Source organism: Streptomyces aidingensis (assembly GCF_900112355.1).
Lineage (GTDB): Bacteria > Actinomycetota > Actinomycetes > Streptomycetales > Streptomycetaceae > Streptomyces > Streptomyces aidingensis.
Genome location: NZ_FOLM01000009.1, coordinates 41,377 through 67,011, shown reverse-complemented (window position 1 = coordinate 67,011; position 25,635 = coordinate 41,377). Strand labels below are relative to the sequence as shown.

Below are 25,635 nucleotides of genomic sequence, written 5' to 3'. Positions count from 1 at the left end.
GGCGAGACTGAAGGCATGGAACTGGTGGATGCCTTCGACACGGCCTATGACGAGTTCGACCGCAGGGTGCACCGGATCGGTGACGGGCAGTGGCAGGACGGCACCCCGTGCACCGAGTGGTCGGTCCGGGACCTGGTCAATCACCTGGTGGGCGAGCACCTCTGGGCGCCGTTGCTGCTCCGGGGGGCGACCCTGGCGGAGGTCGGCGACCGGTTCGACGGCGATGTGCTGGGCGACGACCCGGTGGCCGCCTGGGAGCGGGCCGGTGCCGAGTCGCGCCGGGCCTTCCACCGGCCGGGCGCGCTCGACGGCGAGGTGGAGACCTCGGGCGGGCCCACCCCGGCCACCGAGTACGCGCAGCAGATGATCAGCGATCTGGCGATCCACTCCTGGGACCTGGCCCGCGGCATCGGCGCCGACGAGCGACTGGACCCGGAGCTGGTCGGCCATGTCGGCGGCTATCTCGCGCCGCGGGTGGGTTCCTGGCGGTCCGCCGGGGTCTTCGGCGCGGAGGTACCGGCGGAGCCGGGCGCCGACGCGCAGACCCGGCTGCTGGCCGCCACCGGCCGCGCCGTCTGACCCCTTCCGCGGCGGCGCGGCCGGCCGGGCCCGGTCCGGGGCCCCGGCCTCAGACCGCGGCCGGGTCCTCGGCCAGCACGGTGTCGATCTCGGCGAGCTCGGCCTCGGTGAGCGGGCCGGCCTCCAGGGTGGCCAGGTTCTGGTCGAGCTGGCGCACGCTGCTGGCGCCGATCAGCACCGAGACCACCCGCGGATCGCGCAGCACCCAGGAGAGGGCGAGCTGGGCGAGCGACTGGCCGCGCCCGGCCGCGAACTCGTTCAGCCTGCGCAGCACGGACAGCCGCCGCTCCGGCAGCGCCTCCGGCCGCAGGAAACGCCCCTCGGACATCCGGGAACCGGCCGGGACCTCCCCCGAGAGATAGCGGTCGGTCAGCAGCCCCTGCGCCAGCGGGGAGTAGGCGATCAGGCTGGTGCCGGTCTCCCCCACGGCGTCCAGCACCTCGTCCTCCAGGGAACGGTTGAGCATGCTGTACGCGGACTGGTGGATCAGCAGCGGGGTGCCCATCGAGTGCAGGATCTCGGCGGCCCGGCGGTGCTCCTCGGCCGGGTAGTTGGAGATGCCGGCGTAGAGCGCCTTGCCCTGCCGCACCGCCGAGTCCAGCGCGCCCATGGTCTCCTCCAGCGGCGTGTCCGGGTCGAGGCGGTGCGAGTAGAAGACGTCCACATACTCCAGGCCCATCCGGCGCAGCGACTGGTCCAGGCTGGCGGTCAGGTATTTGCGGGAGCCCCATTCGCCGTACGGGCCGGGCCACATGTCGTAGCCCGCCTTGGTGGCGATGAACATCTCGTCCCGGTACGGCCGCAGGTCCTGGGCGAACAGGGTGCCGAAGTTGGCCTCGGCCGCACCGGGCGGCGGACCGTAGTTGTTGGCCAGGTCGAAATGGGTGATGCCGCGGTCGAAGGCGCGGCGCAGCACCGCGCGCTGGGTCTCCAGCGGCTGGGCGTCGCCGAAGTTGTGCCAGAGCCCGAGCGAGACGGCGGGCAGCAGGACGCCGCTCTTGCCGCAGCGCCGGTACTGCATGGAGTCGTATCGGTCCTGCGCGGCGGTGTAGCTCACGGGTGTGCTCTCCTCGACTGGCGCCGCGGCGCCGTAGCGGATGGTGCTGTGCCGGTGCCGCGGTCGCGCGGCAGCCACTGATCGTCTCATGCGGTCCGGCCGGAGTCCGCCGGCCTCCTCAGCGGCCGTCGCGCCGGGACCCGGGGGACGCCAGCCAGGAGGTGACCCGGCTGACGTCGGAGGTGGAGACGATGCCCACCGGCCGTCCCTCGCGCAGCACCAGCGCGCGGTGCGCCGGGCTCTCCTGGAGCGCGGGGAGCAGCCCGGCCAGTGCGTCGTCCGGCCCCGGTGTGGGAATCCGTTCGACCGGGATCATCACGGAGCTCACGGCGGTGTCCCCGGCCCCCTCCGCGGGCACCGCGGCGGCGTCCCGCACGGTCACCAGGCCCAGCGCCCGTCCCCCGGGGTCCACCACCGGGAACGCCGAGTGCCGGTAGCGGTAGCGCGGGTCGGCGAGGAGGTCGCGGACGGTCAGGGTGCCCGGGACCACGGTGGGCTCGGGGGTCATCGCCTGCCGCACCGGGACACCGCCGAGCAGCTCGCGCAGCCTCGCCTGGCCGCCCTCCGCGGTGGCCGCGGCGATCAGGAACAAGCCGATGATGGCCAGCCAGAAGCCGCCCACCACCGCCCCGCCGAAGGCCAGGAACAGGCCGGCGCCGACCAGCAGCCAGCCCAGCGCCCGGCCCGCTCCGGTGGCCACCACGGTCGCCCGCAGCGGGCTGCCGGTGACCCGCCAGACCACGGCCCGCAGCAGCCGCCCGCCGTCCAGCGGCGCGGCCGGCAGGGAGTTGAAGACGGCCAGCAGCAGATTGATGCCCGACAGCCAGGCCAGCGCCTCCACCACCAGACCGCCGGCGTCCGCCGCCATGGCCGCGCCGGCCGCCAGCCCGAAGACCACCGCGGCGGCCAGGCTGACCAGCGGTCCTACACCGGCGATGCGCAGCTCCGCACCCGGGGTGGGGGCCTCGCTGCGCAGCCGTGCCACGCCGCCGAGCAGCCACAGGGTGATCTCGTCCGCCTGGACGCCGTTGCGGCGGGCCACCAGCGCATGGCTGATCTCGTGCGCCAGCAGCGAGAGCATGAAGGTGAGGGCCGCCGCCACCCCGACGGCCCAGTACTCCCAGGCCGGCCGGTCGGGGTAGGCCTCGGGGAAGCGCCCGGCCAGGCCGGCCGCCAGCAGCACGACGATGACCAGCACGCTCCAGTGCACTCCCACCCGGATGCCCGCCAGCCGTCCCAGGGTCAGTGTCGGCCGCACCGCCACGCACCTCCGCTCCCTCGCCGCCCGTCGTCCGTCGTCCGTCGGTTCTGTTCCGCCCTGCCGGGTTGCCCGCCCGGGCCCGGCCAATCGGCGGCCGGCCGCTGTTTGCCCGGGCGGGGGGCGGGCACCTGGGCGCCATGGAGCTCCGGAGCGGGACGGCCGCCGCCGGGCGGGCCGCGCGGGCGGCGGCGGCGCTGCTGCTCGCCGGGTCCCTGGCCGGGTGCACGGGGTGGACCGACCGCGACGGCCGGGGGGACGCCGGGGACGCGCCGGGCGACGGGCGCGAGGTGCCGATGCGGATCGTGGAGCAGGACGGCCGGATCCTGGCCTTTGTGCCGGTCAGCATCGCCGGCGAGGGGCCGTTCCTGTTCGCCCTGGACACCGGTGCCTCGACCAGCGTGGTGGACACGGACGTGGCCGAGGGGGTGGGGCTGCCCCGCACCGGTGAGGAGCGCTCGGTCAGCGGCATCCTCGGCACCGGGGAGGTGCCGGTGGCCGAGGTGGAGCGGTGGGAGGTGGGCGGGGTGGCGCTCGATCCCGGGGAGGTGACCGTGGTGGATCTGGGGCCGCCCCGGGGCGGGGGCGGCATCCAGGGTCTCCTCGGTTCCGATGTGCTCAGCGACTTCGGCACCATCACCGTCGACTACGACGAGGGAGTCCTCACCCTGCCCGCCCCCTGACCGTGCCCCGCCGTGCCCTGTCCGTGCCGCACGGCCGGGTTCAGCAGATGCGGGGAAGCTGTTCGCCGATCGGCAGGTCGACCACCCGGGTGCCGCCGAGGCCGGTGCGGGCGACGACCATGCCGGGATGCTCCTCGGTGCACTCGCCGATCACCGCCGCCCCGGCGCCCTGCGGATGGGCTCGCATGGCGGCCAGTACGGCCTCGGCGTGCCGCCGGGGCACAAAGGCCACCAGACGGCCCTCGTTGGCCACATAGAGCGGGTCGAGGCCCAGGAAGCCGCAGGCGGCCGTGACCGCGTCCGGCACCGGCACGGCCCGCTCCGCCAGCACCACCCCGGTGCCGGAGGCGGCGGCGATCTCGTTGAGCGAGGCGGCCAGCCCGCCGCGGGTGGGGTCGCGCAGCGCGTGCAGCTCCGGGGTGACGTCCAGCATGGCCCGCACCAGCCCGGCCAGCGGCGCGGTGTCGCTGCGCACCTCGGCCCCGAACTCCAGACCCTCGCGGACGCTGAGGATCGCCACCCCGTGCGCCCCGACCGGTCCGGAGACCAGGACCACATCGCCGGGCGCGGCCCGCTCCGGGCGGATGTCCACCCCCTCGGGGACCAGGCCGATGCCGGCGGTGCTGAGATAGACCCCGTCGCCGTGCCCGGCCTCCACCACCTTGGTGTCACCGGTGGCGATGGTGACGCCGGCCGCCGAGGCGGCGGCGCCCACCGCCCGGGCCACCCGGTCCACGGTCCGCAGCGCGGTGCCCTCCTCCAGGATGAAGCCGCAGGACAGCGCGAGCGGCCGGGCACCGCTCATGGCCAGGTCGTTGACGGTGCCGTTGACCGCCAGATCGCCGATGGAGCCGCCGGGGAAGAACAGCGGGCGCACCACATAGGAGTCGGTGGAGAACGCCAGCCGCGGCCCGCCGGGCACGGTCAGCACCGCCGAGTCGGCCAGCCCGGGGAGCAGCGCCTCGCCGTAGGCGGGGGCGAAGAGGTGGGTCATCAGCTCGGCCGAGAGCGCACCGCCGCCGCCGTGCCCGGTGACCACCACCGGGTGGTCGCGCAGCGGCGCGGGGCAGCTCCAGCCCTCCGCCTCGGGCAGTCCCGGGCGGGGGACCGCACCGGGCCCCGGGCCGGGCGGGGACGCGGACGGGGGTGCGGACGGGGGCAGGGGTGCGGGAGAGGTGTCAGCCACGGCGGGTCGCCTCCTCACGGGCGGCCCGGACCGGCCCGCCCAGTCGCCGGTACAGGTAGTACGCCGCGCACGCCCCCTCGCTGGAGACCATGGTGGCGCCCAGCGGGCTGCGGGGCGTGCAGTCGGTGCCGAACGCCTCGCACTCGTGCGGTTTCAGCAGCCCCTGGAGCACCTCGCCGCTGCGGCAGCGGGCGGGCTCGCGGGTGTGCAGGCCGGTCACGGCGAACCGGTGCTCGGCGTCCAGGTCCCGGTAGCCGGGGGCGAGCCGCCAGCCGCTGCCGGGGATGGTGCCGATGCCGCGCCAGGACCGGTCGGTGACCTCGAAGACCTCCTCGATCACCCGCAGCGCGGCCGGGTTCCCGTCGTCCCGCACGGCCCGCGGGTAGGCGTTCTCCACCTGGTGCTCGCCGCGCTCCAGCTGCCGCACGGCGCGGCGCACGCCCTCCAGGATGTCCAGCGGCTCGAAGCCGGTGACCACCACCGGCACCCGGTACCGCGCGGCCAGTTCCGGGTATTCGCCGGTGCCCATCACGCTGCACACGTGCCCGGCGGCCAGGAAGCCCTGCACCCGGCACTTCGGGGATTCCATGATCGCCTCGATGGCCGGGGGCACCCGGACGTGGGAGACCAGCATGGAGAAGTTGGCCAGGCCGCGGCGCCGGGCCTCGCGGACCGCCATGGCGTTGGCCGGGGCGGTGGTCTCGAAGCCGATGCCGAAGAACACCACCTCCCGGTCCGGATTGCGGTGGGCCAGGTCGAGCGCGTCCAGCGGGGAGTAGACGACCCGCACGTCCCCGCCCTGGCCGCGCACCCGGAACAGGTCCCGGCCGGTGCCGGGGACGCGCAGCATGTCGCCGAAGGAACAGAAGATCACCCCGGGCCGGGAGGCGATCTCCAGCGCCTTGTCGATCATTTCCAGGGGGGTGACGCAGACCGGGCAGCCCGGACCGTGGATCAGTTCCAGCCCGTCCGGGAGAAGCTGGTCGATGCCGTGCCGGATGATGGAGTGGGTCTGCCCCCCGCACACCTCCATCAGGGCCCAGGGGCGGGTGACGGTGGCACGGATGTCGTCCAGCAGCTTCCGGGCCAGCGCGGGGTCGTGGAACTCCTCGATGTACTTCACCGGACCGCCGCCTCCCCGGACTCGGCCGCGGCCCGCTCCCAGGCGTCGCCGAACTCCTCTTCGAGCAGCCCGAGTTCGGCGAACAGCCGGAGCGAGGCCCGGGCCGACTCCTGGTCCAGCTGCTGGATGGCGAACCCCACGTGCACGATGACGTAGTCACCGGGCACGGCGTCCGGCACATAGGCCAGACAGACGTCCTTGACCACGCCGCCGAAATCGACGCGCGCCATGGGCGCGTCGCCGTCCCGTTCCACGGTCTCCACCACCTTGCCGGGCACGGCCAGGCACATGGGCGTTCCTCTCGTCGTAGCGGTATGCGGATGTATCGGCATGCAGATGAATCGGTGCGGTCGGTACCGGGTGCCGCGGGTCAGGGGCCGGGCGGCGGGCCGCCCCCGGCCGGGGCGCGGGCGGCGACCAGCAGCTGCCCGAGGGCGAGGCCGCCGTCCCCGGGCGGCACCCGCCCGTGCCGCAGCACCGTGAAGCCCGCCGCGGTGAGCCGGACGGCGCACTCCTGGTCGAGCAGGGCATTGGCGAACACCCCGCCGGTGAGGACGACCGTGCCCACCCCGGTGCGGCGGCGGGCCCGCCCGCACAGGGCCACCACCGCGGCGGCCAGCCCGCGGTGGAAGCGGGCCGCGATCAGCGCCGCGGGCACCCCGCCGCGCAGGTCGGCGACGATCGCCCGGAGCACCGGCGCCGGGTCCAGCAGCAGCGGCGGGGCGGCGTCCGTGCCCGGGGCCGGGCGGAGCGCGAAGGCATAGCCGTCGCCGCCCTCCGGCCAGGCGGCAACGGCCGCGGCCTCCAGTTCCAGGGCGGCCTGGGCCTCGTACCCGGCACGGTGGCACAGCCCGGTGAGCGAGGACACCGCGTCGAACAGCCGGCCCATGCCGGAGCCGGGCACGCAGCCGAATCCGCGGCCGAGCTGGCGGTCCAGCACGGCCAGTTCGGCCGGCTCGCAGGCCGCCACGCAGGGCAGGTCCGGGTCCCAGGGCAGCCGGGCGGCGCGCAGCCGGGCCAGGGCGGTGCGGCAGGGGTTGGCGACGGCGGCGTCCCCGCCGGGCAGCGGGGCGTAGGCCAGATGGGCCAGCCGGCGGTGGCCCGCGTAGTCGGCGAGCAGCACCTCGCCGCCCCAGACGGCGCCGTCCTCGCCGTATCCGGTGCCGTCGAAGGCCACCCCGATGACCGGCGCGGTGCCGTCCAGGCCGTGCTCGGCCATGGCGGAGGCGATATGGGCGTGGTGGTGCTGCACCCGGTGCAGCGGCCGTCCGGCGGCCCGCTCGCGGGCGAACCGGGCGGAGTGGTAGCCGGGGTGCCGGTCGGCGGCGAGGAGTTCCGGATCGGTGCCGGTCAGGGCGCGCAGCCGCCGCTCGCCGGCCGCCAGGGCGCGCAGCGCGGCCAGGCCGCCCAGATCGCCGATGTGCGGGGAGAACCAGGCCGTGCGGTCCCGCCCGGCGCACAGGGCGTTCTTCAGATCGCCGCCCACGGCCAGCGCGGGCCGCACCGCGACGGGCAGCTCCAGCGGCTCCGGCGCATAGCCGCGGGAGCGGCGCAGCACCAGCTCGGTGCCGTCGTCGCGGACCCGTACCACGGAGTCGTCGCAGGGCACCGCGATCTCCCGGTCGTGCCACAGCCAGGCGTCGGCCAGTCCCGCCAGCCGCTCCCGCGCCTCGGCGTCGTCCGTGACCAGGGGTTCGCCCGAGCGGTTGCCGCTGGTCATGACGAGGACGCGAGGGCCGGGCGGGTCGCCGTCCAGACCGAACAGCAGATGGTGCAGCGGGGCGTAGGGCAGCAGCACGCCCACGTCCGGGCTGCCCGGGCAGACCTCGCCGGCCAGGCCCGGCAGGGCGCCCGGGGCGCGGCGGCGGAGCAGCACGACGGGGCGGCGCGGGCCGGTCAGCACCCGCCGCCCGGCGTCCGTCAGCCGGCCGAGCCGGCCGGCGGTGGCGGCGTCGGCGCACATCACGGCGAACGGCCGGGCCCCGCGCCGCTTGCGGCGGCGCAGCTCCCGCACGGCGCGGGCGTCACCGGCGTCGCAGGCCAGGTGGTAGCCGCCGATGCCCTTGACGGCCACGATCGCGCCCCGGGCCAGCAGCCGGCGGGCGGCGGCCAGGGCGTCCTCCCCCTCGGCGGCGGACTCGCCGCCGCCCGGCCCCGGGGTGAACCGCAGCCGGGGCCCGCAGGCCGGGCAGGCCACCGGCTGGGCGTGGAACCGCCGGTCGGCGGGGTCGGCGTACTCGCGGGCGCAGTCCGGGCAGAGCGGAAAGGCGGCCATGGTGGTGGCCGCCCGGTCGTAGGGCAGGCCGGTGGCCAGGGTGAGCCGGGGGCCGCAGTGGGTGCAGGTGACGAAGGGGTGGCGGTAGCGGCGGTCGCGGGGATCGGTGAGGTCGCGCAGGCAGTCGGCGCACGGCGCGGTGTCCGGCGGGATGGCCGCGGCCTCGGCGGCTGCGCCGTCGGCGCCCGCCCGGGAGGGCAGGATGACAAAGCCGCCGTCCCGGGCCGCCGGCGGCCCGGGCAGGGATTCGACGGTCAGGGACCGGACCGCGGCGGGCGGCGGCGCGCCGGTGCGCAGCCGGCGGCAGAACTCCGCCACGGCGCCGGGCGGGCCGGTCACCTCGGCCACCACCGCGCCGCCCGCGTTGTGCACCGATCCGGCCAGGCCCAGCGCATGGGCCAGCCGGTGCACAAAGGGCCGGAAGCCGACGCCCTGCACGGTGCCGCGCACGGTGACCCGGCGGTGCAGCGGCTGCCCGGCCGCCGCCCGGCCGCCGGGCGGCGCGGGAGCGGGCGCCGGGCCGGCGGACAGCCCGGTCATGCGACGCCGGACGGTGCCGGGAGCGCCGCGGCACCGCCGTGGCCGTGGCCGTGGCCGTGGCCGTGGCCGTGGCCGTGGCCGTGGGTGTGGGTGTGGGTGTGGGTGTGGGTGTGGGTGTGGGTGTGGGTGTGGCGGTCGCGGTGGGCGGCGGCGAGCAGCGGCCGGTGCGGCTCGGCGCCGTCCGCCACGGCCAGCGCCCGGTCCAGCAGCCCGGCCACCCCCGTGCCGTCCCGGGCACAGGTGCGCAGGATCCGCACGCCCGGGTTGACCCGCTGCACACCGGCGGTGAACGCGGCCTCGTCGAACCCCGCGGGCCCGGCCAGATCGGTCTTGGTGAGCACCACAAGATGGGCGGTGCCGAACGCGGTCGGGTACTTCAGCGGCTTGTCCTCGCCCTCGGTCACCGACATCAGCACGATCCGGAAGGTCTCGCCGAGGTCGTAGGCGGCCGGGCAGACCAGGTTGCCGACGTTCTCCACGAACAGCAGCCGGGTCCCGGCGGGCAGCCAGTCCGCCAGCAGCCCGCGCAGCTGGGCGGCCTCCAGATGGCACAGGCCGCCGGTGTGCACCTGCCGCACCGGCGCCCCGGAGCGGGCCAGCCGTTCCGCGTCGTGGTCGGTGGCCAGGTCCGCGGTGAGCGCGGCGGCCGGCACCCCGCGGGCCACCGCCGCGGCGAGCACCGCCCGCAGCAGCTCGGTCTTGCCGCTGCCCGGGCTGGACAGCAGATTGACGGCGGTCACGCCGCGCGCGGCGAGATCCTCGCGCAGCCGGCCGGCCAGGTCATCGTTCTTGGCCAGAACGGCCTGCTGGAGATCGACGGTCCGGCACATCACACGGTCCCTTCGTACGGTGCTTGCGGTGGCCGGGCGGTGGCCGCCGCCGGACCGCGGGAGGCCGGGAGGGCGGCGGCCGGAGGTCCGGGCATGCGGCCCCACGCTAGGCACACCCCGGCGGGCATCCCCGGCGACCGGACGCCGCCGTACCGCCGGTTCCCCCGTGCGGCGCAACTCCGGCCGGCGGTTGCGCGCGCCCGGGACGGCCGTGCCGCCCGCCGGGTCAGGATCGCTCCCGTCCGCCGCCGGAACCGGGAGGCAACCCATGCGGATCCTGCTCATCGCCAGCGCCTTCAACAGCCTGACCCAGCGGGTCTTCACGGAACTGGACGACCGGGGCCACCGGGTGGCGGTGCACACCGCGCCGGGTGCCCGGGGAATGCGGGAGGCGGTGCGGGCGCACCGTCCGGAGCTGGTGATCGCCCCGATGCTCACCGAGGTGATCCCGCCCGAGGTGTGGTCCGCGGTGCCCTGCCTGGTGGTGCATCCCGGCCCGCCCGGCGACCGGGGCCCGTCCGCGCTGGACCGGGCCCTCCAGGACGGCGTCACCGAGTGGGGGGTGACGGTGCTGCAGGCGGTGGCCGGCCTGGACGCCGGGCCGGTGTGGGCCGCGGAGCGGTTCCCGGTGCCGCCCGGCGCCGGCAAGAGCGACCTGTACCGGGGCGAGGTCGCGGACGCCGCGCTGCGCGCGCTGCGCACCGCCCTCGGCCGGTTCACGGCCGGTGAACGGCCCGCCCCGGGGCCGCCCGGGCCGCTGCGCCCGCTGCTGCGCCAGGCCGGGCGGCGCATCGACTGGGCCGCGGACGGCACCGGGACGGTGCTGCGCAGGCTGCGCGCCGCCGATTCCCGGCCCGGGGTGCGCGACACCCTGGCCGGCGCGGAGTGGTATCTGCACGGCGGGCACCGGGAGCCGCGCCTGCGGGGACGGCCGGGCGAGCTGATCGCCACCCGGGACGGCGCGGTCTGCCGGGCCACGGCGGACGGCGCGGTGTGGATTCCGCGGCTGCGGCCGGTCCGGCGGCCCGGTGAGCGGCGGCCGGTGCGGCTGCCCGCGGTCCGGGCGCTGGCGCTCGCCGGGCGGCTGCCCCGCGGTCTGCCGGAGATCCCCGCCGGGGCCGGGCCGGTGCCGGACGGCCGGGCCTGGAGCGAGATCCACTACCGGGAGGAGGGACCGGCCGGATTCCTCACCTTCGCCTTCCCGGGCGGGGCGATGGACACCGGCCGCTGCCGCCGGCTGCTGCGCGCCTGGCGGCACGCGGTCTCCCGCCCGGTGCGGGTGCTGGTGCTGGGCCCGCGCCGGGACTTCTTCTCCAACGGCATCGATCTGGACGCCATCGAGGCCGCCGCCGATCCGGCGGCCGAGTCCTGGTCCGCCATCCGGGCCATGAACGACCTGGTGGAGGCGGTCCTCACCACCACCGACCGGCTGGTGGTGGCGGCCCTGCCGGGCAATGCCGCGGCCGGCGGGGCGATGCTGGCGCTGGCCGCCGACGAGGTGTGGTGCCGGTCCGGCTCGGTGCTCAATCCGCATTACCGGCGGATGGGCCTGTACGGCTCGGAGTTCTGGACCTACACCCTGCCCCGGCGGGCGGGGCGGGCGGAGGCCGGGCGGCTGACCGGCCGGGCGCTGCCGGTGGGCGCGGCCCGCGCCGCCCGGCTGGGGCTGGTGGACCGGGTGATCGACGCGCCGCCGGAGGCGTTCGCCGGCGAGGCCGCCCGGCTGGCCGCGGGGCTGGCCCGGTCCGGCCGGCTCCAGGCCCGCATCGCGGAGAAGAAGGCGGCCCGGGAGCGTGACGAGGCGGCCCGGCCGCTGGCCCGCTACCGGGAGGCCGAACTCCTCCGCATGCGGGCGGCCTTCGACGACCCGGCCGCGCCGTACCACGCGCTGCGGGCCGCCTTCGTCCGCCGGGAGGGCGCGGACCGGGCCCCGGCGGACCCGCTCGCCCCGCCCCCGGAACCGCCCGGCGGGACACCCGCGGTGTCCCTTCCCGGCCGCGTCCCGGAGAAGCGGTGACCGGGGCGCCCGGTGCCGGGCCCGCGCCCGGTCCCGCGGTGCTGGTGGCGGGCATCGGCAATGTCTTCCTGGCCGACGACGGCTTCGGCCCGGCGGTCGCCGCGGAGCTGCTGCGCCGCCCGCTGCCGGACCATGTACAGGTGGCGGACTTCGGCATCCGCGGCATGGACCTGGCCTACCGGATCACCGCCGGCTGCGCCGCCGTGATCCTGGTGGACGCGGTGGTCCGGGGCGAGGCCCCGGGCACCCTCACCGTGCTGGAGCCACAGATCCCGGACGACACCGCCGCGGGCCTCCAGACCCATGCCATGGACCCGGTGCGGGTGCTGGCGCTGGCCCGCCGGCTGGCCGCGGCCCCGGCGGGTCCGCTGCCCCGGGTGCTGCTGGTCGGCTGCGAGCCGCTGGTCCGGATGACCGGTGCGGAGCCGGATGTCCGGGTGGAGCTGAGCGAGCCGGTGGCGCGCGCCGTGCCGGAGGCCGCCGGGCTGGTGCTGTCGCTGCTGCCCGGACTGCTCCCGGCGGCCGGACCGGTCCGGGCGGGTGAGCCGGCGGCCGGGCGGGTACCCGGCGGCGCATGAGATGGCTTCAGGTGGAGGAACCGCCCGCGGCGGCCCATGTGCTGGTGCTGTCGCCGGGCGAGGAGACGGTGGGCGCGCTGACCGGTTTCGCCCGTACCCGGGAGATCGGGGCCGCCCAGGTGACCGCCGTCGGCGCCTTCGAGCGCGCCGTGGTGGGCTGGTACGACCGCGAGGCCCGCGAGTACCGGCCGATCCGGGTGGACGAGCAGTGCGAACTGCTCTCCCTGGTCGGGGACGTCGCCGTCGGCGACGAGGGACCGGTGCCGCATCTGCACGCGGTGCTGGGGCTGCGGGACGGCACCACGCGCGGCGGCCATCTGCTGGAGGGCTGGGTCTGGCCGACCGTGGAACTGGTGGTGCGCAGCAGCCCGGCCACCCTGCGCAAGACGTACCGGCCGGACGCGGGCCTGGCCCTGATCGACCTGGCGCACCGGGAGAGCCGCACCGGCTGAGCGGCCGGTGACCGGCGGCTCAGGCCCCGTGCCCGGCGGCCCACAGCACCCCGCCGGCCAGATGCGCGCGGAACACCGGGTCGGCGTAGCACTCGGCGGTGTGGCCGAGGGCGGTGAAGAACGACCGCCCGCCGGTGTTCTCGTGGCACCACACCAGCGGATGGTCGCCGCCCATCCGCCCGTCCCGGTAGCTGGACTCGTCGGCGGTCGCCAGCACCCGCACCGCGCCGCGCGGATTGTCCTCGAAGTCGTACCATTCGTCGGTGAGTTCCCAGCGTTCGCCGAGATGCGCGGTGGCCGGGTGGCCGTGGTCCGCCACCCGCACGGTGCCCGGCTGGAGCTCCGGATGCCGGGCGAAGCGGGCCCCGATCAGCTCCCCGTACCAGGGCCAGTCGTACTCGGTGGCCGCGGCGGCGTGCACACCGGCGAAGCCGCCGCCGGCGGCCAGGTGGGCCCGCAGCGCGGCGCGCCCGGCCTCGTCCAGCACGGTGCCGCTGGTGGAGAGGAAGACCGCCACCCGGCAGCCCGGCAGGCCGGCGGCGAACGCGGCCGGGTCCTCGGTGGCCGTCACCTCGAAGCCGTGGGCGCCGCCGAGGGCGCGCAGCGCCGCGATGCCGTCCGGGATGGAGTCGTGCCGGTATCCGGTGGTACGGCTGAAGACAATGATCCGCGGAGTGTTCATGGCGGGCATCGTAGGCGGACCTGCGGCCCGGTCCCGCGGTGCGGCCCGGGGCCGGGATCCCGTGTTCCGGCGGATCCCGCGGTGGTGAGGAGGACGTGATGGGCGGTCCGGGTCAACTGGTGCAGAACACCCGGCAGCAGGCGGACGCCTGCCGGCACCTCGGGTCCCCGCTCTACGGCGGGCTGCTGGACCGGATCGCGGACGACATCGCCACCGGCGGTCCGTGCGCCCGGGTGCTGGCCGGCCACGAGGGGTCGCGGGTGCGGGACGCGGTCCCGCTGCGGTTGATGGGCGCGGTGCACGGGCTGGTGCTCGCCGGGCACGCCCCCGGGCTGGCCCGGTACTACCCCAGCGCCGGCGGCACCGCGCCACAGCGCCCGGAGGACGCCTGGCCGGCGCTGCGCGAGGCGGTGGCCGGCCACCCCGGGCGGATCCGGCGGTGGCTGGCCCGGCCGCCGCAGACCAACGAACCCGGACGGGCGAATCTGCTGATCGCCGGGGTGCTGCACGCGCTGGGCGGCGAGGAGCGCCCGGTGCGGCTGCTGGAGCTCGGCGCCAGCGCCGGGCTCAATCTCCGTGCGGACCGCTTCCGCTGCACCGCCCCGGGACACGCCTGGGGACCGGCCGGCTCCCCGGTGCGCCTGGACGGCGCCTGGCGGGGCCCGGTGCCCGGGTGGCTGTCCGAGGGCGCCGCCCGGCACCCGGCGCTCACCGTGGTGGAGCGGCGCGGCTGCGACCCGGACCCGGTCGATCCGCTGTCCTTCCAGGGCGCGCTGGCGCTGCGCGCCTATGTCTGGCCGGACCAGACCGAGCGCGCCGCACGGCTGTCCGGCGCGCTGCGGATCGCCGCCGGGGTGCCGGCCGTGGTGGAGCGGACCGGCGCGGCGGACTTCCTGTCCGCGGTGCGGCTGGAGCCCGGCACGCTGACCGTGGTGTGGCACTCGGTGATGCGGCAGTACGTGCCGGACGAGGAGTGGCGGCGGGTGGAGGCGGAGCTGGAGCGGCTGGCCGCGGCGGCGACAAAGGAGGCGGGGTTCGCGCACATCGCCTTCGAGCCGCGCCGGGTGCGGCCCCTGCGCGGCTTTCTGCTGTCGGTACGGCGGGACGCCGGGGAGACGGCCTACCCGGCCGAGGCCGCCCCGCACGGCCTGCCCGCCTGGACCCCGGTCCCGGTCCGCTGAGCCGGCCGCGGCGGCCGGGGGTGTGGGCCGGCCGCGGGCGGCATACGCTCGCGGCATGGCACCGGCACGGTTCAAGGATCTGGTCCTGGACGCGGCGGACCACCAGCGGCTCGCCGACTGGTGGTGCGCGGTTCTCGGCTATGAGCGCCATACGCCGCACCACGGCGAGGAGTGGCCCGCGACGTGGCCGGTCCCGATCCATGATCCGGCCGGCCGCGGCCCGCTGATCTGGATCAGCCCGGCGGACGGCACGCCGCGGCCGGACCCCGGCCGCATCCATCTGGACGTCTGGGGCGAGGCCGAGGAGCTGCTGGCGCTGGGCGCCACCATGGTCCGGGCCCGGGACGAGGAGGTCGGCTGGGACACCCTGGCCGACCCGGAGGGGAACGAGTTCTGCGTCTTCCCGCCGCCCGGCCAGCCGCCGTACGTCCGGCTGGGCGTGCGCTGAGGCTGCGCCGAGCGCGGAGGGACGTCCGCCGGTCACGGGCGCCGGGCGCTCAGGCCCTGAGCCAGGTGCGGCGGTCCCGGGCCACGCCGTAGAGGGTTTCCACGGTCTCGGGCTTGAGCACCCCGCCCCGGCCGCCGAAGACCCGGATGTCGTCCTCCCGCACCACCTCCACGTCCCGCAGCTCCGGGGAGACCCGCACCTCCCCGGCGGCGACCAGGGCCAGCACCGGTGCCACCGGGACGGGGGTGCCGCAGCCGGCGGACAGTGCCAGGGCGGCCCGGCGGGCCAGCCGCCGGGCGAAGCGCAGGTACGGCTCCTCGCGGCGCCGGCCGATGCGGACCAGCTCCGGCGGCCCGTCCCCGGGGCCGTCCGGAGAGCCGGCCGGGGCGGCGGCATCGGATCCGGCCCACAGCCGGGCCCGGGGGTGGCAGGCGGTGTAGAAGCCGAACACGCCGCCGGGCCCGATGGCCAGATGGGCCAGGATCTCGTGCCCGGGCAGCAGGATCGAGTGCAGGGTCCGCCAGCCGCCCGGCGCCAGCCCGTCCAGGGCCGCGCCCAGCACCATCTCCCCGGTGAGCCGGTCCCGCCGGGCCGCCGCGGCGGCGGCCCGGCCGAGCAGCCGGTCCAGCCCCCGCCGCAGGCCGCCGGGCGCGGCCTCCCCGGCCCCGCGCAGTGTCTCGCCGGGCCGGTTGGGGGCCAGGTCGTCGTCCGGATGCAGCCACAGCGGGCTGCCCTGTGGCCGCACCGGGGGCCACTCGCCGCCGTCGTCCATCGCACACCTCGCCACCCCATGAGACCACCGGCACGGCGCCCCGGCCAGAGCTGACGGGGGCACATCCCGGTCCGCCGGGCCCCGGTGCGACAATCGGTGGCCGGTCCGGGGACCGGGCGGAGAAGGCGGAGAAGGCGGAGGAGGCGGCGGGTGGCGCGGCTGATCGACACGGTGGCCTGGGTGTGTCTGGCCGGGGGCCGGATTCTGGGCACCCGGACCCGCGGCAGGGAACTGTTCTACATTCCCGGCGGCAAGCGCCATCCGGGCGAGAGCGACACCGAGACCCTGGTGCGTGAGGTCCGCGAGGAGGTGTCGGTGGCGTTGCTGCCCGGCACCCTGGCCCATGTCGGCACCTACCGGGCCGCCGCGGACGGGCACGGCGCGGACGCCGTGGTCCGGATGGCCTGCTACACCGCCGAGTACCGGGGGACCCTGGCGGCGAGCAGCGAGATCGAGGAGCTGGCCTGGCTGGGCTACTCCGACCGGGACCGCACCGCGCCGGTGGACCGGGTGGTCTTCGACGACCTCAGGGCGGCCGGCCTGCTGCGTTAGCGCGGGGCCGGGCGGGCGCCGGGCCAGTACCATGGCCCTCCCGGCGGGAGCGGGCCGGACGGGCGGCAGGCGCAGGCCAGGAAGGACGGTGCCGGGTGACCGGGACACGGACCGACGGACGGCTGGAGCGCGGCCGGCAGACCCGGCGCCTGGTGCTCGCCCGGACCATGGAGATCGCCTCGGTGGAGGGGCTGGAAGGGCTGTCCATCGGCCGGGTCGCCACGGAGCTGGGGCTGAGCAAGAGCGGGGTGTTCGCCCTGTTCGGCTCCAAGGAGGAGCTCCAGCTCGCCACCGTGCGGGCGGCCACCGCGGTCTATGTGCGGCATGTGGTGCACCCGGCGGAGGAGCTTCCGGCCGGGCTGGGCCGGGTGTGCGCGCTGAGCCGCAACTGGCTGGCCTACTCCCGGCAGCGGGTCTTTCCCGGCGGCTGCTTCTTCTTCTCCTCGGCGGTGGAGTTCGGCGCCCGACAGGGCGCGGTGCACGACGCGGTGGCCGCCCGGCGCGCCGAGTGGACCGACTATGTGCGGCGCACCCTCGCGGAGGCGCGCGGCCTCGGGGAACTGCGCCCGGACACCGATGTGGAGCAGCTCGCCTTCGAGCTGATCGCCCTGCTGGAGACGGCGAATGTGCAGTCGGTGCTGAGCGGCGACGACGCCGGCTACGACCGGGCGGCGGCCGGCATGCTGGCCCGGCTGCGGGCCGCCGCGACCGATCCGGGCGCGCTACCCGGCACGCTGGTCGGCTGAAACGCCGCTGTCGGCCGGTGCCGTGGCGGTGGCGGTGGCGGTGGCGGTGAGGAAGTCCACCACGGCGTCCACCACCCCGGGGTCGGACAGGATGCGGGCGTGCCCCAGTCCTCGGGTGAGCAGCAGATCGGCCTGCCCGGGATAGCTGCGCATCACGTGCCGGGCCTGGTCCACCGGCACCACGCCGTCGTCCTCGTCGTGGATCACCATGATCGGCACGGTGATTCCCGCGGGCCGGTGGGAGGCGGAGAAGCGCGACCAGACGTCCCCCTCCTCGCCCCGCCGGGCCAGGAACCGCTCCACGCGGCGCCGCAGTTCCGTCTCCAGCCGGGGCCGCAGGCCGAGCTGGGCACCGAATCCCTCGGTCAGGAAGCCGAACCGGCTGATGCCGGAGACGGTGACCAGCCGCCGGGCGGTGTCCGGGTCGCGCAGTGCGGCGAAGGCGGCCAGTCCGCCGAAGGAGTGGCCGATCAGGGCCTCGAAGGGCCGGCCGGCCGCCGCCCGCAGCCGGCGCACCGCCGCCCGGTACTCCAGGATGGTGCTGCCCCGGCCGCCGGAGTCGCCGTGGCCGGGTGCGTCGAAGGCGACCGGGCTGTAGCCGGCGGCCAGCAGGGCCTCGGCCAGCGGCTGCCAGCGGGACGCCCGGGAGCGCCAGCCGTGCAGCAGCAGGACCGGCCGCTCACCGCTCCCCCACCGGTGGACGCGCACCGGTGTGCCGTCCAGGTCGAGGGTTTCGGTGCGGGCGGTGCGCATCAGCGCGGCCTCGGCCGGGCGGAGCCCGGCCCGGGCGCCGGCCCGGCGGAACAGGGCGAAGGCCAGGGCGCCGGCCGGGCGCGGGGCGGCCCGGGAGGCGGTGTTGAGCACGAAGCGGATGACTGCGGTGGCCGTGCGGTGCATGTCCGGTCTCCTCGCGGGGTCGGTGACGGGGCGAGATATTAGCACGACCGTTCGTTTAGTTTTCTGGGTCGGGGCCTGCCCGGGCGCCGGGCCGTCCCGCCCGGCAGGAGCCTGGCCGGGCGGGCGGTTCTCAGCGGGCGGCGTCCAGCGGCGCGGACGCCGGGGTGCGGGCCACCGCCGGAGCGGCGGCCGGCAGCGGAGCGGTCTCCGGAGCCGATGCGGACGGGGCAGGCGATGCGGACGGTGCGGCGGTGGCGGCCGGGGCCGGTGCGGTCACCCGGGCGTCCCGGCGGACCAGGGCGGCATAGCGGCCGTCCAGGGCCAGCAGTTCACCATGGCTGCCGCGTTCCGCGATCCGGCCCTCGTGCAGCACCACGATCTGGTCCGCGTCCCGGATGGTGGACAGCCGGTGGGCGATGGTGATGGTGGTACGGCCGGCCGACAGCGCGTCCAGGGCGCGCTGCACCGCCTCCTCGGTGCGGGTGTCCAGGGCGCTGGTGGCCTCGTCCAGAATCAGCACGGGCGGGTCCCGCAGAATGGTCCGGGCGATCGCCAGCCGCTGCTTCTCCCCGCCGGAGAAGCGGTAGCCGCGCTCCCCCACCAGCGTCTGGTAACCGTCCGGCAGTGCGGCGATGTGGTCGTGGATCTGGGCCGCGCGGGCCGCCTCCTCGATCTCCTCGTCGGTGGCGTCGGGCTTGGCGAACCGCAGATTGTCCGCGACCGTGGCGTGGAACAGATAGGTCTCCTGGGAGACCACGCCGATCGCCCGGGCCAGGGAGTCGAAGTCCAGATCCCGCACGTCGACGCCGTCCAGGGTGACCCGGCCGGAGGTGGCGTCGTATATCCGCGGCACCAGATAGCCCAGCGTGCTCTTGCCCGCGCCGGTGGCGCCCACCAGCGCCAGGCTGCCGCCGGCCGGCACGGTCAGATCGATATTGCTGAGCACCGGTCGGCCGCCGGGTTCATAGGCGAAGGAGACGTTCTCGAAGCGGATCACGCCCTTGGCGCGGTCGATCCGCTCCGGGTCGGCCCGTTCGGTGATGTCCACCCGCAGGTCCAGGTATTCGAAAATGCGCTGGAACAGGGCGAGCGACGCCTGGACCTCCACTCCGGTGGAGAGCAGCCCCACGGCCGGGCGGAGCAGGCCCTGCTGGAGGGTGACAAAGGCGACCAGGGTGCCGATGGACGGCGCCTGCCCGCCGAACTGGAGCATCACCCCGGCCGCCCAGTACAGCAGCGGCGGCAGGGCGCCCATGATCATGCCGATGGTGGCCATCCGCCAGCGGCCGGCCATGCTGGAGCGGACCTCCAGCTCCACCAGGCGTGACGATTCATCGGTGAAGGTGCGGGTGAGGGAATCGGCCCGGCCCATGGTGCGGCCCAGCAGAATGCCGCTCACCGACAGCGACTCGGTGACCAGCGCGGCCATTCCGGCCATCTGCTTCTGCCGCTGGGCCACGATGCGTTTGCGCTCCCGGCCCACCCGGCGGGCCACCCAGACGAAGCAGGGCAGCAGGGCCAGGGAGACCAGGGTGAGGCGCCAGTCCAGGGCCAGCATGGCGACCACGGTGGCCACCACGGCGGTGATGTTCGACACCAGGGAGGTCGCGGTGGAGGTGACGGTGGCCTGCATGCCGCCGATGTCCCCGGCAATCCGCGACTGCACCTCACCGGTGCGGGTGCGGGTGAAGAATGCCAGTGGCATCTGCTGGAGTTTGCTGTAGACCCGGGTGCGCAGCTCGTGCATCACATCCTGGCCGACCCGGGTGGAGAGCAGGGTCTGGAGCACACTGAAGATGCTGCTGAGCACCGCGGCACCGATCATGCCCAGGGCCAGCAGGGCGAGCAGTCCGGTGCGCCGGGCGGGCAGCGCGGTGTCGATGATCTCGCGGAGCAGGAACGGGGAGGCGACGCCGACCAGGGACGACGCGCCGACCAGCAGGGCCACGAGACCCAGCCGGCCATGGTGGGGACGGAAAAGACGCAGGATACGACGGACCTGTGCTGAGGGCTGCGGGTGGCTCGCGTCCTTGGGAGGCGGGTTCCACCGAGGGGCGTCGTGGTGCATGGGCTCCTTCCGTGCTCGGTCGGCAGCGGCAACCGACCAGCGTACGACTGTCACAGCGGCTTCACGTGCGTGAACGGGATATGCGTCATCCTGCCTACTTCTGTTCGGTTCTCTCCCCCTGCGGACACTTGTGACCGATACCGATCAGCAGAGCGGCGAAGAAGTCCGATCGCGGGTTGAGAGAACAACAAGGAGACAGATGGACACCTGGACATGTAGATACGTGGATACATGGCTTTGACGGCTTTGCAGATCCATGGCTCGGACGGCTGCGGGGGCGGCGGACCGCGGGGCCGGGAGGCCGCGCGTGCGGCGGTCAGCCGCCCGCCGCGCGGCCCAGCCGGCGGACGGCCTCGGCCAGCAGCGGCGGCGGGGTGGCGAAGGCCAGCCGGACATGGCCGGCACCGCCGGTGCCGAAGTACCGGCCGGCGGTGACGGCCACCCGGCCGCGGTCCAGGAAGACCCCGGCGGGGTCCTCGCCCAGCTCCAGCTCCCGGCAGTCCAGCCAGGCGAGATAGCCGCCCTCCGGCGGCCGGCAGCGCACCCGCGGCAGGTGCTCGGCCAGCAGCCCGGCGAGCAGCCCGCGGTTGCCGTCCAGCCCGGCCAGCAGGGTGTCCAGCCAGTCGTCGCAGTGCCGGAAGGCCGCGATATGGGCGATCACTCCGAGGTGGCTCGGGCCATGGCTCACCTCTTCCGGCAGCCGGGCCAGATCGCCGGCCGCGCCCGGGCCGGCCACCGCCAGCGCCGCCTTGGCCCCGGCCAGTTGCCATGCCTTGGAGGCGGAGACCAGGCTGAAGGCGGTCTCCGCGCCGGGCACCGTGAGGTAGGGCACGAACCGCGCTCCGGGCAGCACCAGCGGGGCGTGCACCTCGTCCGCGATCACCCGCACCCCGTACCGCCCGGCGAGCCGGGCCAGCTCGGCGAGTTCCCCCGCGGTGTGCACGGTGCCGGTCGGATTGTGCGGGCTGCACAGCACATAGGCGGCCGGGCCGCGCCGGAACGCCGCGGCCAGGGCCGCCGCGTCCAGCCGCCCGGCCGGGTCCAGCGGGGCCTCGGCGACGCGCAGTCCGGCGTTGCGCAGAAAGCCGTAGAACGGCGGATAGACCGGCGGGCTGACCACCACGGTGTCCCCGGGCCCGGCCACCAGCCGGACCAGCTCCACCAGCCCGGTCATGATGTCGGCCACCATCGCGGTGCGCTCGGCGGGGACCGGCCAGTTCCAGCGCTTGACCGCGAAGGCGTCCACCGCCTCCGCGTAGCCGATGCCGGTGGCATAGCCGGTGTCGCCCAGGGCCACGGCCTCGGTCAGCGCCCGGGCGACCGGGCCGGGCAGCGGCACATCCATCTCGGCGATCCACAGCGGCAGCACATCGGGCGGGTGGCGCTGCCACTTGGCGCCGGTACGCCGGCGGAGCTGCTCCTCGGTGAGCCGGAACAGCGGATTGGGGTCCGGGACGGAACCGTCGGGGGAATCTGGCAGGGAAGAAGTCACGGGCGGCCTCCGGTGCCGGGCGGAATGAGGGTCGGTGCGCGGCGCCCGCTCCGGCCCGCCCATCGTCGCGGACCGCGCGGCGGACGGCCAGGGGGCCTTCCCTCCCCGGACGCCCGGCCGCAGAGCGCGGACCGCAGAGCGCGGACCGCCGCCGCCCGGGCGGCCCTCAGTCCTCCGGCAGTTCGACCGGGGCGATGGCGTCGAAGACATCGCCCGGGCCGGGGTTGGCCGGGTCGGTCGCCCCGCCGAAGTGGTGCAGCACGCCCCAGACCGCGTTCAGCGCGGTCTGCACCGCGCCCTCGGCCCAGCCCGCGGTCCAGGAGATGTCGTCCCCGGCCAGGAACAGCCCGCGCTTGCCGGCCGGCAGCCGGTCCTGCATGAAGTGGGTGAACAGCCGCCGCTGGTAGCGGTAGTGGCCGGGCAGATTGGCCTTGAAGGCGCCCATGAACCAGGGCTCGTTCTCCCAGGAGACGGTCACCGGCCCGCCGATGAGGTGCCTGCGGATGTCCACGTCCGGATAGATCTCGCCCAGCGACCTGAGCATCACCTCCATCCGTTCCCCGGCGCTCAGCGGCAGCCACTTCAGGCTGTCGTCGCACCAGGTGTAGGACAGGCACATGACGGCCGGGCGGTCCGGGCCGTCCTCCAGCAGATAGGTGCCGCGGGTCATCCGGTCGGTGAGCGTCATGGACATCACGTCGCGCCCGGTGGGCCGCCCGTGCGCGTCCACCGCCTCGTCCCGCCAGAAGGGCCGGTCCACCGGGACGAAGAGTTTGGCGGACTCCATGTAGTGGGTGCGCTCCACCGCGGTCCAGTGGTCGATGGGCAGCAGTTCGTCGGCGCAGTCGATCTTGGACAGCAGCAGCCAGGACTGGGCGGTGAACACCGCGGCCCGGTAGTCGCGGACGGCGCCGGAGGCGTCCGTGACGGCGATCCGGCCGTCCGCGGTGCGGGCCAGCCGGGTGACCGCGGGCCGCGGGGTGCCGCCGTGCAGACCGCTCAGCGAGGTGCCCCGCGGCCAGTGCACGGTCTTCTCCGGCGCCCGCTCCCACAGCCGCCGGGGAAGCTGCCGGCTGCCGCCCACGATCAGCCGGTGGTCGTCGTCCGCGCCGGTGCAGACCACCCGCAGGATCTCCAGGACGGAGTTGGGGAAGTCGGTGTCCCAGCCTCCGGTGCCGAAGCCGACCTGGCCGAAGAGCTCCCGGTCCCGGAAGGAGGAGAAGGCCTCGGAGGCGCACAGGAAGCCGTAGAAGGTCTGGTTGTCCAGCTTCTCCACCAGGGCGGACCAGATCTGCCGGATCCGCGGCACGTCCCGCTCGCGGATGGCCCGCTGCATGTCGGAGAAGCGCGCGCCCTCCTCCAGGCAGGCGGTCCAGGCCCGGGCCACCCGGCGGAAGACCTCCGGCAGATCGTCCGGGGTGCGGGCGTAGTGGCTGCGGCCCTTGAGGTCCACCACGGTGGACGGGGTCGCCGGGGCCAGCGGATTGGGGAACGGCCGGGTGGTCAGTCCGGCCAGATCGATGTAGTGCCGCAGGGCGGTGGAGGACGGCGGGAAGCGCATCGCGCCCATTTCCGCGATCAGCGACGGGTCGCAGCCCTCGAAGGTCTCGGTGCGCAGCCGTCCGCCGATCCGGTCCGCCTCGTAGAGCACCGGCCGCAGACCGGTCTTCATCAGTTCGTAGGCGGTGACGATGCCCGACAGGCCGCCCCCGATGACGGCCACCTCGGTGCCGTGCTCGGTGGCCGGGATCTGGCCGAGGCCGGCCGGGTGGCGCAGATAGTCGTCGTAGGCGAAGGGGAAGTCCGGGCCGAACATGGTGACCGGGGGCAGATCCGGGGCGGCGGCGGGCCGGTGCTCGTCGTGCGCCGCGGTGGGCAGCGTGGACGTCATCGGGCGGTTCTCCTGGCTGACGGGAACGGGAACGGGAACGGGCGCCGGCTCAGCGCCGGGGCCGGGTGAGGGCGCCGTAGAGTTCGGGGCGGCGGTCGCGCAGATACGGATTGGCGGCGCGCGAGATGCGCAGCCGCTCCGGATCGACCTCGGCGGTGAGCAGTTCCGGCCCGGTGCCGGCCCGGGCGGGCACGGTGCCGTCGGGGGCGGCCAGGCAGCTCAGCCCGGTGAAGTGGTGTCCGCCCTCGGGGCCGCAGCGGTTGGCATAGGCGAGGTAGAGCTGGCTCTCCAGGGCGCGGGCCGGGACCAGGGTGCGGGCCACCGCCTCGTGGGGCCGCATCAGCGCGGTGGGCACCAGCAGCAGGTCGGTGCCGGCCAGCGCATGGGCCCGCACCGTCTCCGGGAACTCCATGTCGTAGCAGATCAGCAGGCCGAGGCGGAGGCCGTCCAGCTCGGTCTGGACGAGCTGCTCGGTGCCGGGCACGAAGGCGGCGGTCTCGAATGCGCCGTAGAGATGGGTCTTGCGGTAGACGGCGCGACGGCTGCCGTCCGGGCCGATGAGCTGCACGCTGTTGTGCACGCCGGCGGGGCCGCGCTCCGGCCAGCCGTACACCACGGCGATGCCGTGCCGGGCGGCGATCTCGCCGGCCGCCCGCGCCCAGGGGCCGTCGGCGGGCTGGGCGAGCCGGGCCACCGCGCGGGCGCCGTCCAGGGCGTAGCCGGTCAGGGAGAGTTCCGGGGTGACCAGCAGCCGGGCGCCCTCGGCGGCGGCCCGCCGGGCGGTGCCGTCCAGGGCGGCCAGAGCGGCGGCGGGACGGGACGGCAGCCCGGCCGGGCCCTGGAGCACGGCGATGCGCAGCGGCGTCATGGAAACCTCGCAGGTCTGGACGTGACCGGACGTATCCGGAGCAGCCGGACGTACGGGTTCATTGCCTTCAGGGCTTCGGAGGGGGACGCCTCGACGGTACGGCCGCCCGGGCCGGCCGACAAGGCCCGTCCCTTGCGCGTCGGGGCACGATTCCTTGCGCGTTCCGGCCCCGCCCCGGCGATTCGTTGCGCGGGGACCGTCACCGGCCTTCCGGGCCGCGCTCGCCGGGGGCCGCATCCGCGGAGAAGCGGCGCAGCAGCGGGGACAGCACCAGGACCGACTTGGTGCGTTCCACGAACGGCTCCCCGGCGATGCGCTCCAGCACGGTCTCGAAGTGGTGCATGTCGGCGGCGAGGACCTGGGCGACGGCGTCCGCCTCACCGGTGACCGTGGAGGCGGAGACCACCTCGGGGTAGCGGGACAGGCCCCGGCGGATGTCCTCGGGCGAGGTCTTGGAACGGCAGTAGAGCTCGATCAGCCCTTCGATCCGCCAGCCCAGGGCGGCCGGCGCGATCCGCACCGTGAAGCCGGTGATCGCGCCCTGCTCCCGCAGCCGGTCCACCCGGCGCTTGACCGCCGGGGCGGACAGGCCGACCTCGGCGCCGATGTCCGCATAGGAGCGGCGGGCGTCCTCGGCGAGCGCGCGCACGATACGTTCGTCCAGTTCACTGAGGTGCACAGGGGAAGTGAACCACGCCGGGCACGGCGGGGCGGGCCGCCCTGCTCAGGCCGTGACGGGCCTGGCGCGCACCCAGATCCGGTCCTCGGTCAGCCGGCCCGCCGGCGCCAGCCCGGCCTCGGCCAGCGCCGCTTCGAAGGCGGCGTCGTCCAGCCGCCGGGTGCGGAAGGTCTGGGTCCACACGGCGTCCGGGAAGACGTACTCGACATGCACCGAGTACAGCTCCGGGCCGGCCGGCTCGGCCGAGACCACCCGCACCAGGGCGTCGCCGAGCCGTGACTCGCGGGGGACGTCGCGGTACCAGTTCTCGCCCTCCCGCTGGATCAGCACGCAGCCGTCGTCCGCCACATGGCGGCGGCAGACCTCCAGCAGGGCGCGGCGGGTGGCCGGCTCGGCGGTGTTGACCAGGAAGGAGCCGAGCAGCACGCAGTCGAACCGCTCCCCGGCCGTCGGCCCGTGCCCGGTCAGCTCCTCGATGGGCGAGCAGATGGTGCGGGCGCCGCGGACATGCGCCAGCATCTCCGGGGACTCGTCCACCGCCGTGACCCGGAAGCCGTGGGCCACCAGGGGGTGGGTCACCCGGCCGACGCCGCAGCCCAGTTCCAGCACGGAGGCGCCGGGCGGCAGCGCGCCGCGGATCACCTCCGGCTCGTTCCCCGGCGGCATCCGCAGATACATCTCCACGGCGCAGCCGTCGGGCGTGATCGGTCCCGGCCCGGTGCCAGAGTGACCCGGCCGGACCCGCGGTGAGCTCGTCATGCGCCCATCCGACCACGCCCGG

At 75.8% G+C, this 25,635-nt stretch carries 25 protein-coding genes; 9 read left to right on the top strand and 16 right to left on the bottom strand.

Annotated features, from left to right (window positions below; translation table 11 throughout):
* Positions 1-15: 15 nt before the first annotated feature.
* A complete protein-coding gene (locus BM242_RS16950) occupies positions 16-579 on the top strand; it encodes a TIGR03086 family metal-binding protein (protein WP_093839703.1) in 564 nt (187 codons plus the stop codon).
* A gap of 49 nt (positions 580-628) precedes the next feature.
* Here the strand turns inward: BM242_RS16950 and BM242_RS16945 are convergent, their stop codons facing one another.
* Both BM242_RS16945 and BM242_RS16940 read right to left on the bottom strand, forming a co-directional pair.
* Positions 629-1,636 carry an aldo/keto reductase gene (locus BM242_RS16945; protein ID WP_093839702.1) on the bottom strand — a complete coding sequence of 336 codons (1,008 nt, stop codon included), beginning with the start codon at positions 1,634-1,636 and terminating at the stop codon, positions 629-631.
* Between the two features lie 118 nt (positions 1,637-1,754).
* The gene (locus BM242_RS16940) at positions 1,755-2,894 is read right to left on the bottom strand and encodes a site-2 protease family protein (RefSeq protein WP_093839829.1); all 1,140 of its coding nucleotides are present in this window, start codon (positions 2,892-2,894) and stop codon (positions 1,755-1,757) included.
* A 140-nt stretch (positions 2,895-3,034) separates the two neighbouring features.
* On the opposite strand from BM242_RS16940, the gene BM242_RS16935 reads away from it, so the two are divergent.
* The gene (locus BM242_RS16935) at positions 3,035-3,577 is read left to right on the top strand and encodes a retropepsin-like aspartic protease (RefSeq protein ID WP_107365139.1); all 543 of its coding nucleotides are present in this window, start codon (positions 3,035-3,037) and stop codon (positions 3,575-3,577) included.
* 40 nt (positions 3,578-3,617) lie between these two features.
* Here BM242_RS16935 and hypE read toward each other — a convergent pair whose 3' ends face one another.
* The 5 genes from hypE to hypB all read right to left on the bottom strand — a co-directional run bounded on the left by hypE (position 3,618) and on the right by hypB (position 9,531).
* Positions 3,618-4,670 (bottom strand): hydrogenase expression/formation protein HypE, encoded by a 1,053-nt coding sequence (gene hypE, locus BM242_RS16930; protein WP_093839827.1) that lies wholly within the window; start codon positions 4,668-4,670, stop codon positions 3,618-3,620.
* Between the two features lie 85 nt (positions 4,671-4,755).
* Entirely contained in the window at positions 4,756-5,886 is a 1,131-nt protein-coding gene (gene hypD, locus BM242_RS16925; protein WP_093839701.1) for a hydrogenase formation protein HypD, read from the bottom strand.
* Positions 5,883-6,176 (bottom strand): HypC/HybG/HupF family hydrogenase formation chaperone, encoded by a 294-nt coding sequence (locus tag BM242_RS16920; RefSeq protein WP_093839700.1) that lies wholly within the window; start codon positions 6,174-6,176, stop codon positions 5,883-5,885. Before BM242_RS16920 ends, hypD begins: the two co-directional genes overlap by 4 nt.
* 80 nt (positions 6,177-6,256) lie before the next feature.
* Positions 6,257-8,701, bottom strand: a complete 2,445-nt coding sequence (hypF, locus tag BM242_RS16915) for a carbamoyltransferase HypF (protein ID WP_093839699.1) — start codon at positions 8,699-8,701, stop codon at positions 6,257-6,259.
* On the bottom strand, positions 8,698-9,531 hold the full coding sequence (gene hypB / locus BM242_RS16910; protein ID WP_093839698.1) for a hydrogenase nickel incorporation protein HypB: 834 nt from the start codon (positions 9,529-9,531) through the stop codon (positions 8,698-8,700). The genes hypF and hypB overlap by 4 nt, the downstream gene beginning before the upstream one ends.
* Before the next feature lie 268 nt (positions 9,532-9,799).
* Between hypB and BM242_RS16905 the strand changes: the two genes are divergently transcribed.
* From BM242_RS16905 to BM242_RS16895, 3 genes are read left to right on the top strand one after another with little or no spacing between them, the layout of a single operon-like run.
* Positions 9,800-11,548 (top strand): enoyl-CoA hydratase-related protein, encoded by a 1,749-nt coding sequence (locus BM242_RS16905; protein ID WP_093839697.1) that lies wholly within the window; start codon positions 9,800-9,802, stop codon positions 11,546-11,548.
* Positions 11,545-12,126 carry a hydrogenase maturation protease gene (locus BM242_RS16900; RefSeq protein WP_093839696.1) on the top strand — a complete coding sequence of 194 codons (582 nt, stop codon included), beginning with the start codon at positions 11,545-11,547 and terminating at the stop codon, positions 12,124-12,126. Before BM242_RS16905 ends, BM242_RS16900 begins: the two co-directional genes overlap by 4 nt.
* A complete protein-coding gene (locus tag BM242_RS16895; protein ID WP_093839695.1) occupies positions 12,123-12,578 on the top strand; it encodes a PPC domain-containing DNA-binding protein in 456 nt (151 codons plus the stop codon). Before BM242_RS16900 ends, BM242_RS16895 begins: the two co-directional genes overlap by 4 nt.
* Before the next feature lie 19 nt (positions 12,579-12,597).
* Here BM242_RS16895 and BM242_RS16890 read toward each other — a convergent pair whose 3' ends face one another.
* Positions 12,598-13,260 carry a ThuA domain-containing protein gene (locus tag BM242_RS16890; RefSeq protein WP_093839694.1) on the bottom strand — a complete coding sequence of 221 codons (663 nt, stop codon included), beginning with the start codon at positions 13,258-13,260 and terminating at the stop codon, positions 12,598-12,600.
* Between the two features lie 98 nt (positions 13,261-13,358).
* Here BM242_RS16890 and BM242_RS16885 point away from each other — a divergent pair, with 98 nt between their 5' ends.
* Positions 13,359-14,441 carry a DUF2332 domain-containing protein gene (locus BM242_RS16885; RefSeq protein WP_093839693.1) on the top strand — a complete coding sequence of 361 codons (1,083 nt, stop codon included), beginning with the start codon at positions 13,359-13,361 and terminating at the stop codon, positions 14,439-14,441.
* A gap of 55 nt (positions 14,442-14,496) precedes the next feature.
* Complete coding sequence (locus BM242_RS16880; RefSeq protein WP_093839692.1) at positions 14,497-14,889, top strand: VOC family protein; 393 nt, start codon at positions 14,497-14,499, stop codon at positions 14,887-14,889.
* A gap of 49 nt (positions 14,890-14,938) precedes the next feature.
* On the opposite strand, the gene BM242_RS16875 is transcribed toward BM242_RS16880, so the two are convergent.
* The gene (locus tag BM242_RS16875; RefSeq protein ID WP_093839691.1) at positions 14,939-15,661 is read right to left on the bottom strand and encodes a hypothetical protein; all 723 of its coding nucleotides are present in this window, start codon (positions 15,659-15,661) and stop codon (positions 14,939-14,941) included.
* A gap of 150 nt (positions 15,662-15,811) precedes the next feature.
* Between BM242_RS16875 and BM242_RS16870 the strand changes: the two genes are divergently transcribed.
* Together BM242_RS16870 and BM242_RS16865 are read left to right on the top strand one after the other, a co-directional pair.
* The gene (locus tag BM242_RS16870) at positions 15,812-16,213 is read left to right on the top strand and encodes an NUDIX hydrolase (protein ID WP_093839690.1); all 402 of its coding nucleotides are present in this window, start codon (positions 15,812-15,814) and stop codon (positions 16,211-16,213) included.
* A gap of 95 nt (positions 16,214-16,308) precedes the next feature.
* Entirely contained in the window at positions 16,309-16,959 is a 651-nt protein-coding gene (locus BM242_RS16865) for a TetR/AcrR family transcriptional regulator (RefSeq protein ID WP_093839689.1), read from the top strand.
* Here the strand turns inward: BM242_RS16865 and BM242_RS16860 are convergent.
* From BM242_RS16860 to BM242_RS16830, 7 genes are all read right to left on the bottom strand, one after another.
* A complete protein-coding gene (locus tag BM242_RS16860) occupies positions 16,936-17,856 on the bottom strand; it encodes an alpha/beta hydrolase (RefSeq protein WP_093839688.1) in 921 nt (306 codons plus the stop codon). The two genes, BM242_RS16865 and BM242_RS16860, sit on opposite strands and share 24 nt — an antisense overlap.
* 130 nt (positions 17,857-17,986) lie before the next feature.
* On the bottom strand, positions 17,987-19,924 hold the full coding sequence (locus BM242_RS16855) for an ABC transporter ATP-binding protein (RefSeq protein ID WP_093839687.1): 1,938 nt from the start codon (positions 19,922-19,924) through the stop codon (positions 17,987-17,989).
* A 316-nt stretch (positions 19,925-20,240) separates the two neighbouring features.
* Positions 20,241-21,404, bottom strand: a complete 1,164-nt coding sequence (locus BM242_RS16850) for a MalY/PatB family protein (RefSeq protein WP_425443877.1) — start codon at positions 21,402-21,404, stop codon at positions 20,241-20,243.
* 178 nt (positions 21,405-21,582) lie between these two features.
* Positions 21,583-23,307: a flavin monoamine oxidase family protein gene (locus tag BM242_RS16845; RefSeq protein ID WP_093839685.1), complete on the bottom strand. Its 1,725-nt coding sequence runs from the start codon at positions 23,305-23,307 to the stop codon at positions 21,583-21,585.
* A 49-nt stretch (positions 23,308-23,356) separates the two neighbouring features.
* Positions 23,357-24,175, bottom strand: coding sequence for a carbon-nitrogen hydrolase family protein (locus tag BM242_RS16840; RefSeq protein WP_093839684.1), 819 nt, complete (start codon positions 24,173-24,175; stop codon positions 23,357-23,359).
* A 199-nt stretch (positions 24,176-24,374) separates the two neighbouring features.
* Complete coding sequence (locus tag BM242_RS16835) at positions 24,375-24,854, bottom strand: Lrp/AsnC family transcriptional regulator (protein WP_093839683.1); 480 nt, start codon at positions 24,852-24,854, stop codon at positions 24,375-24,377.
* 45 nt (positions 24,855-24,899) lie between these two features.
* On the bottom strand, positions 24,900-25,613 hold the full coding sequence (locus tag BM242_RS16830) for a class I SAM-dependent methyltransferase (RefSeq protein WP_093839682.1): 714 nt from the start codon (positions 25,611-25,613) through the stop codon (positions 24,900-24,902).
* Positions 25,614-25,635: the final 22 nt, after the last annotated feature.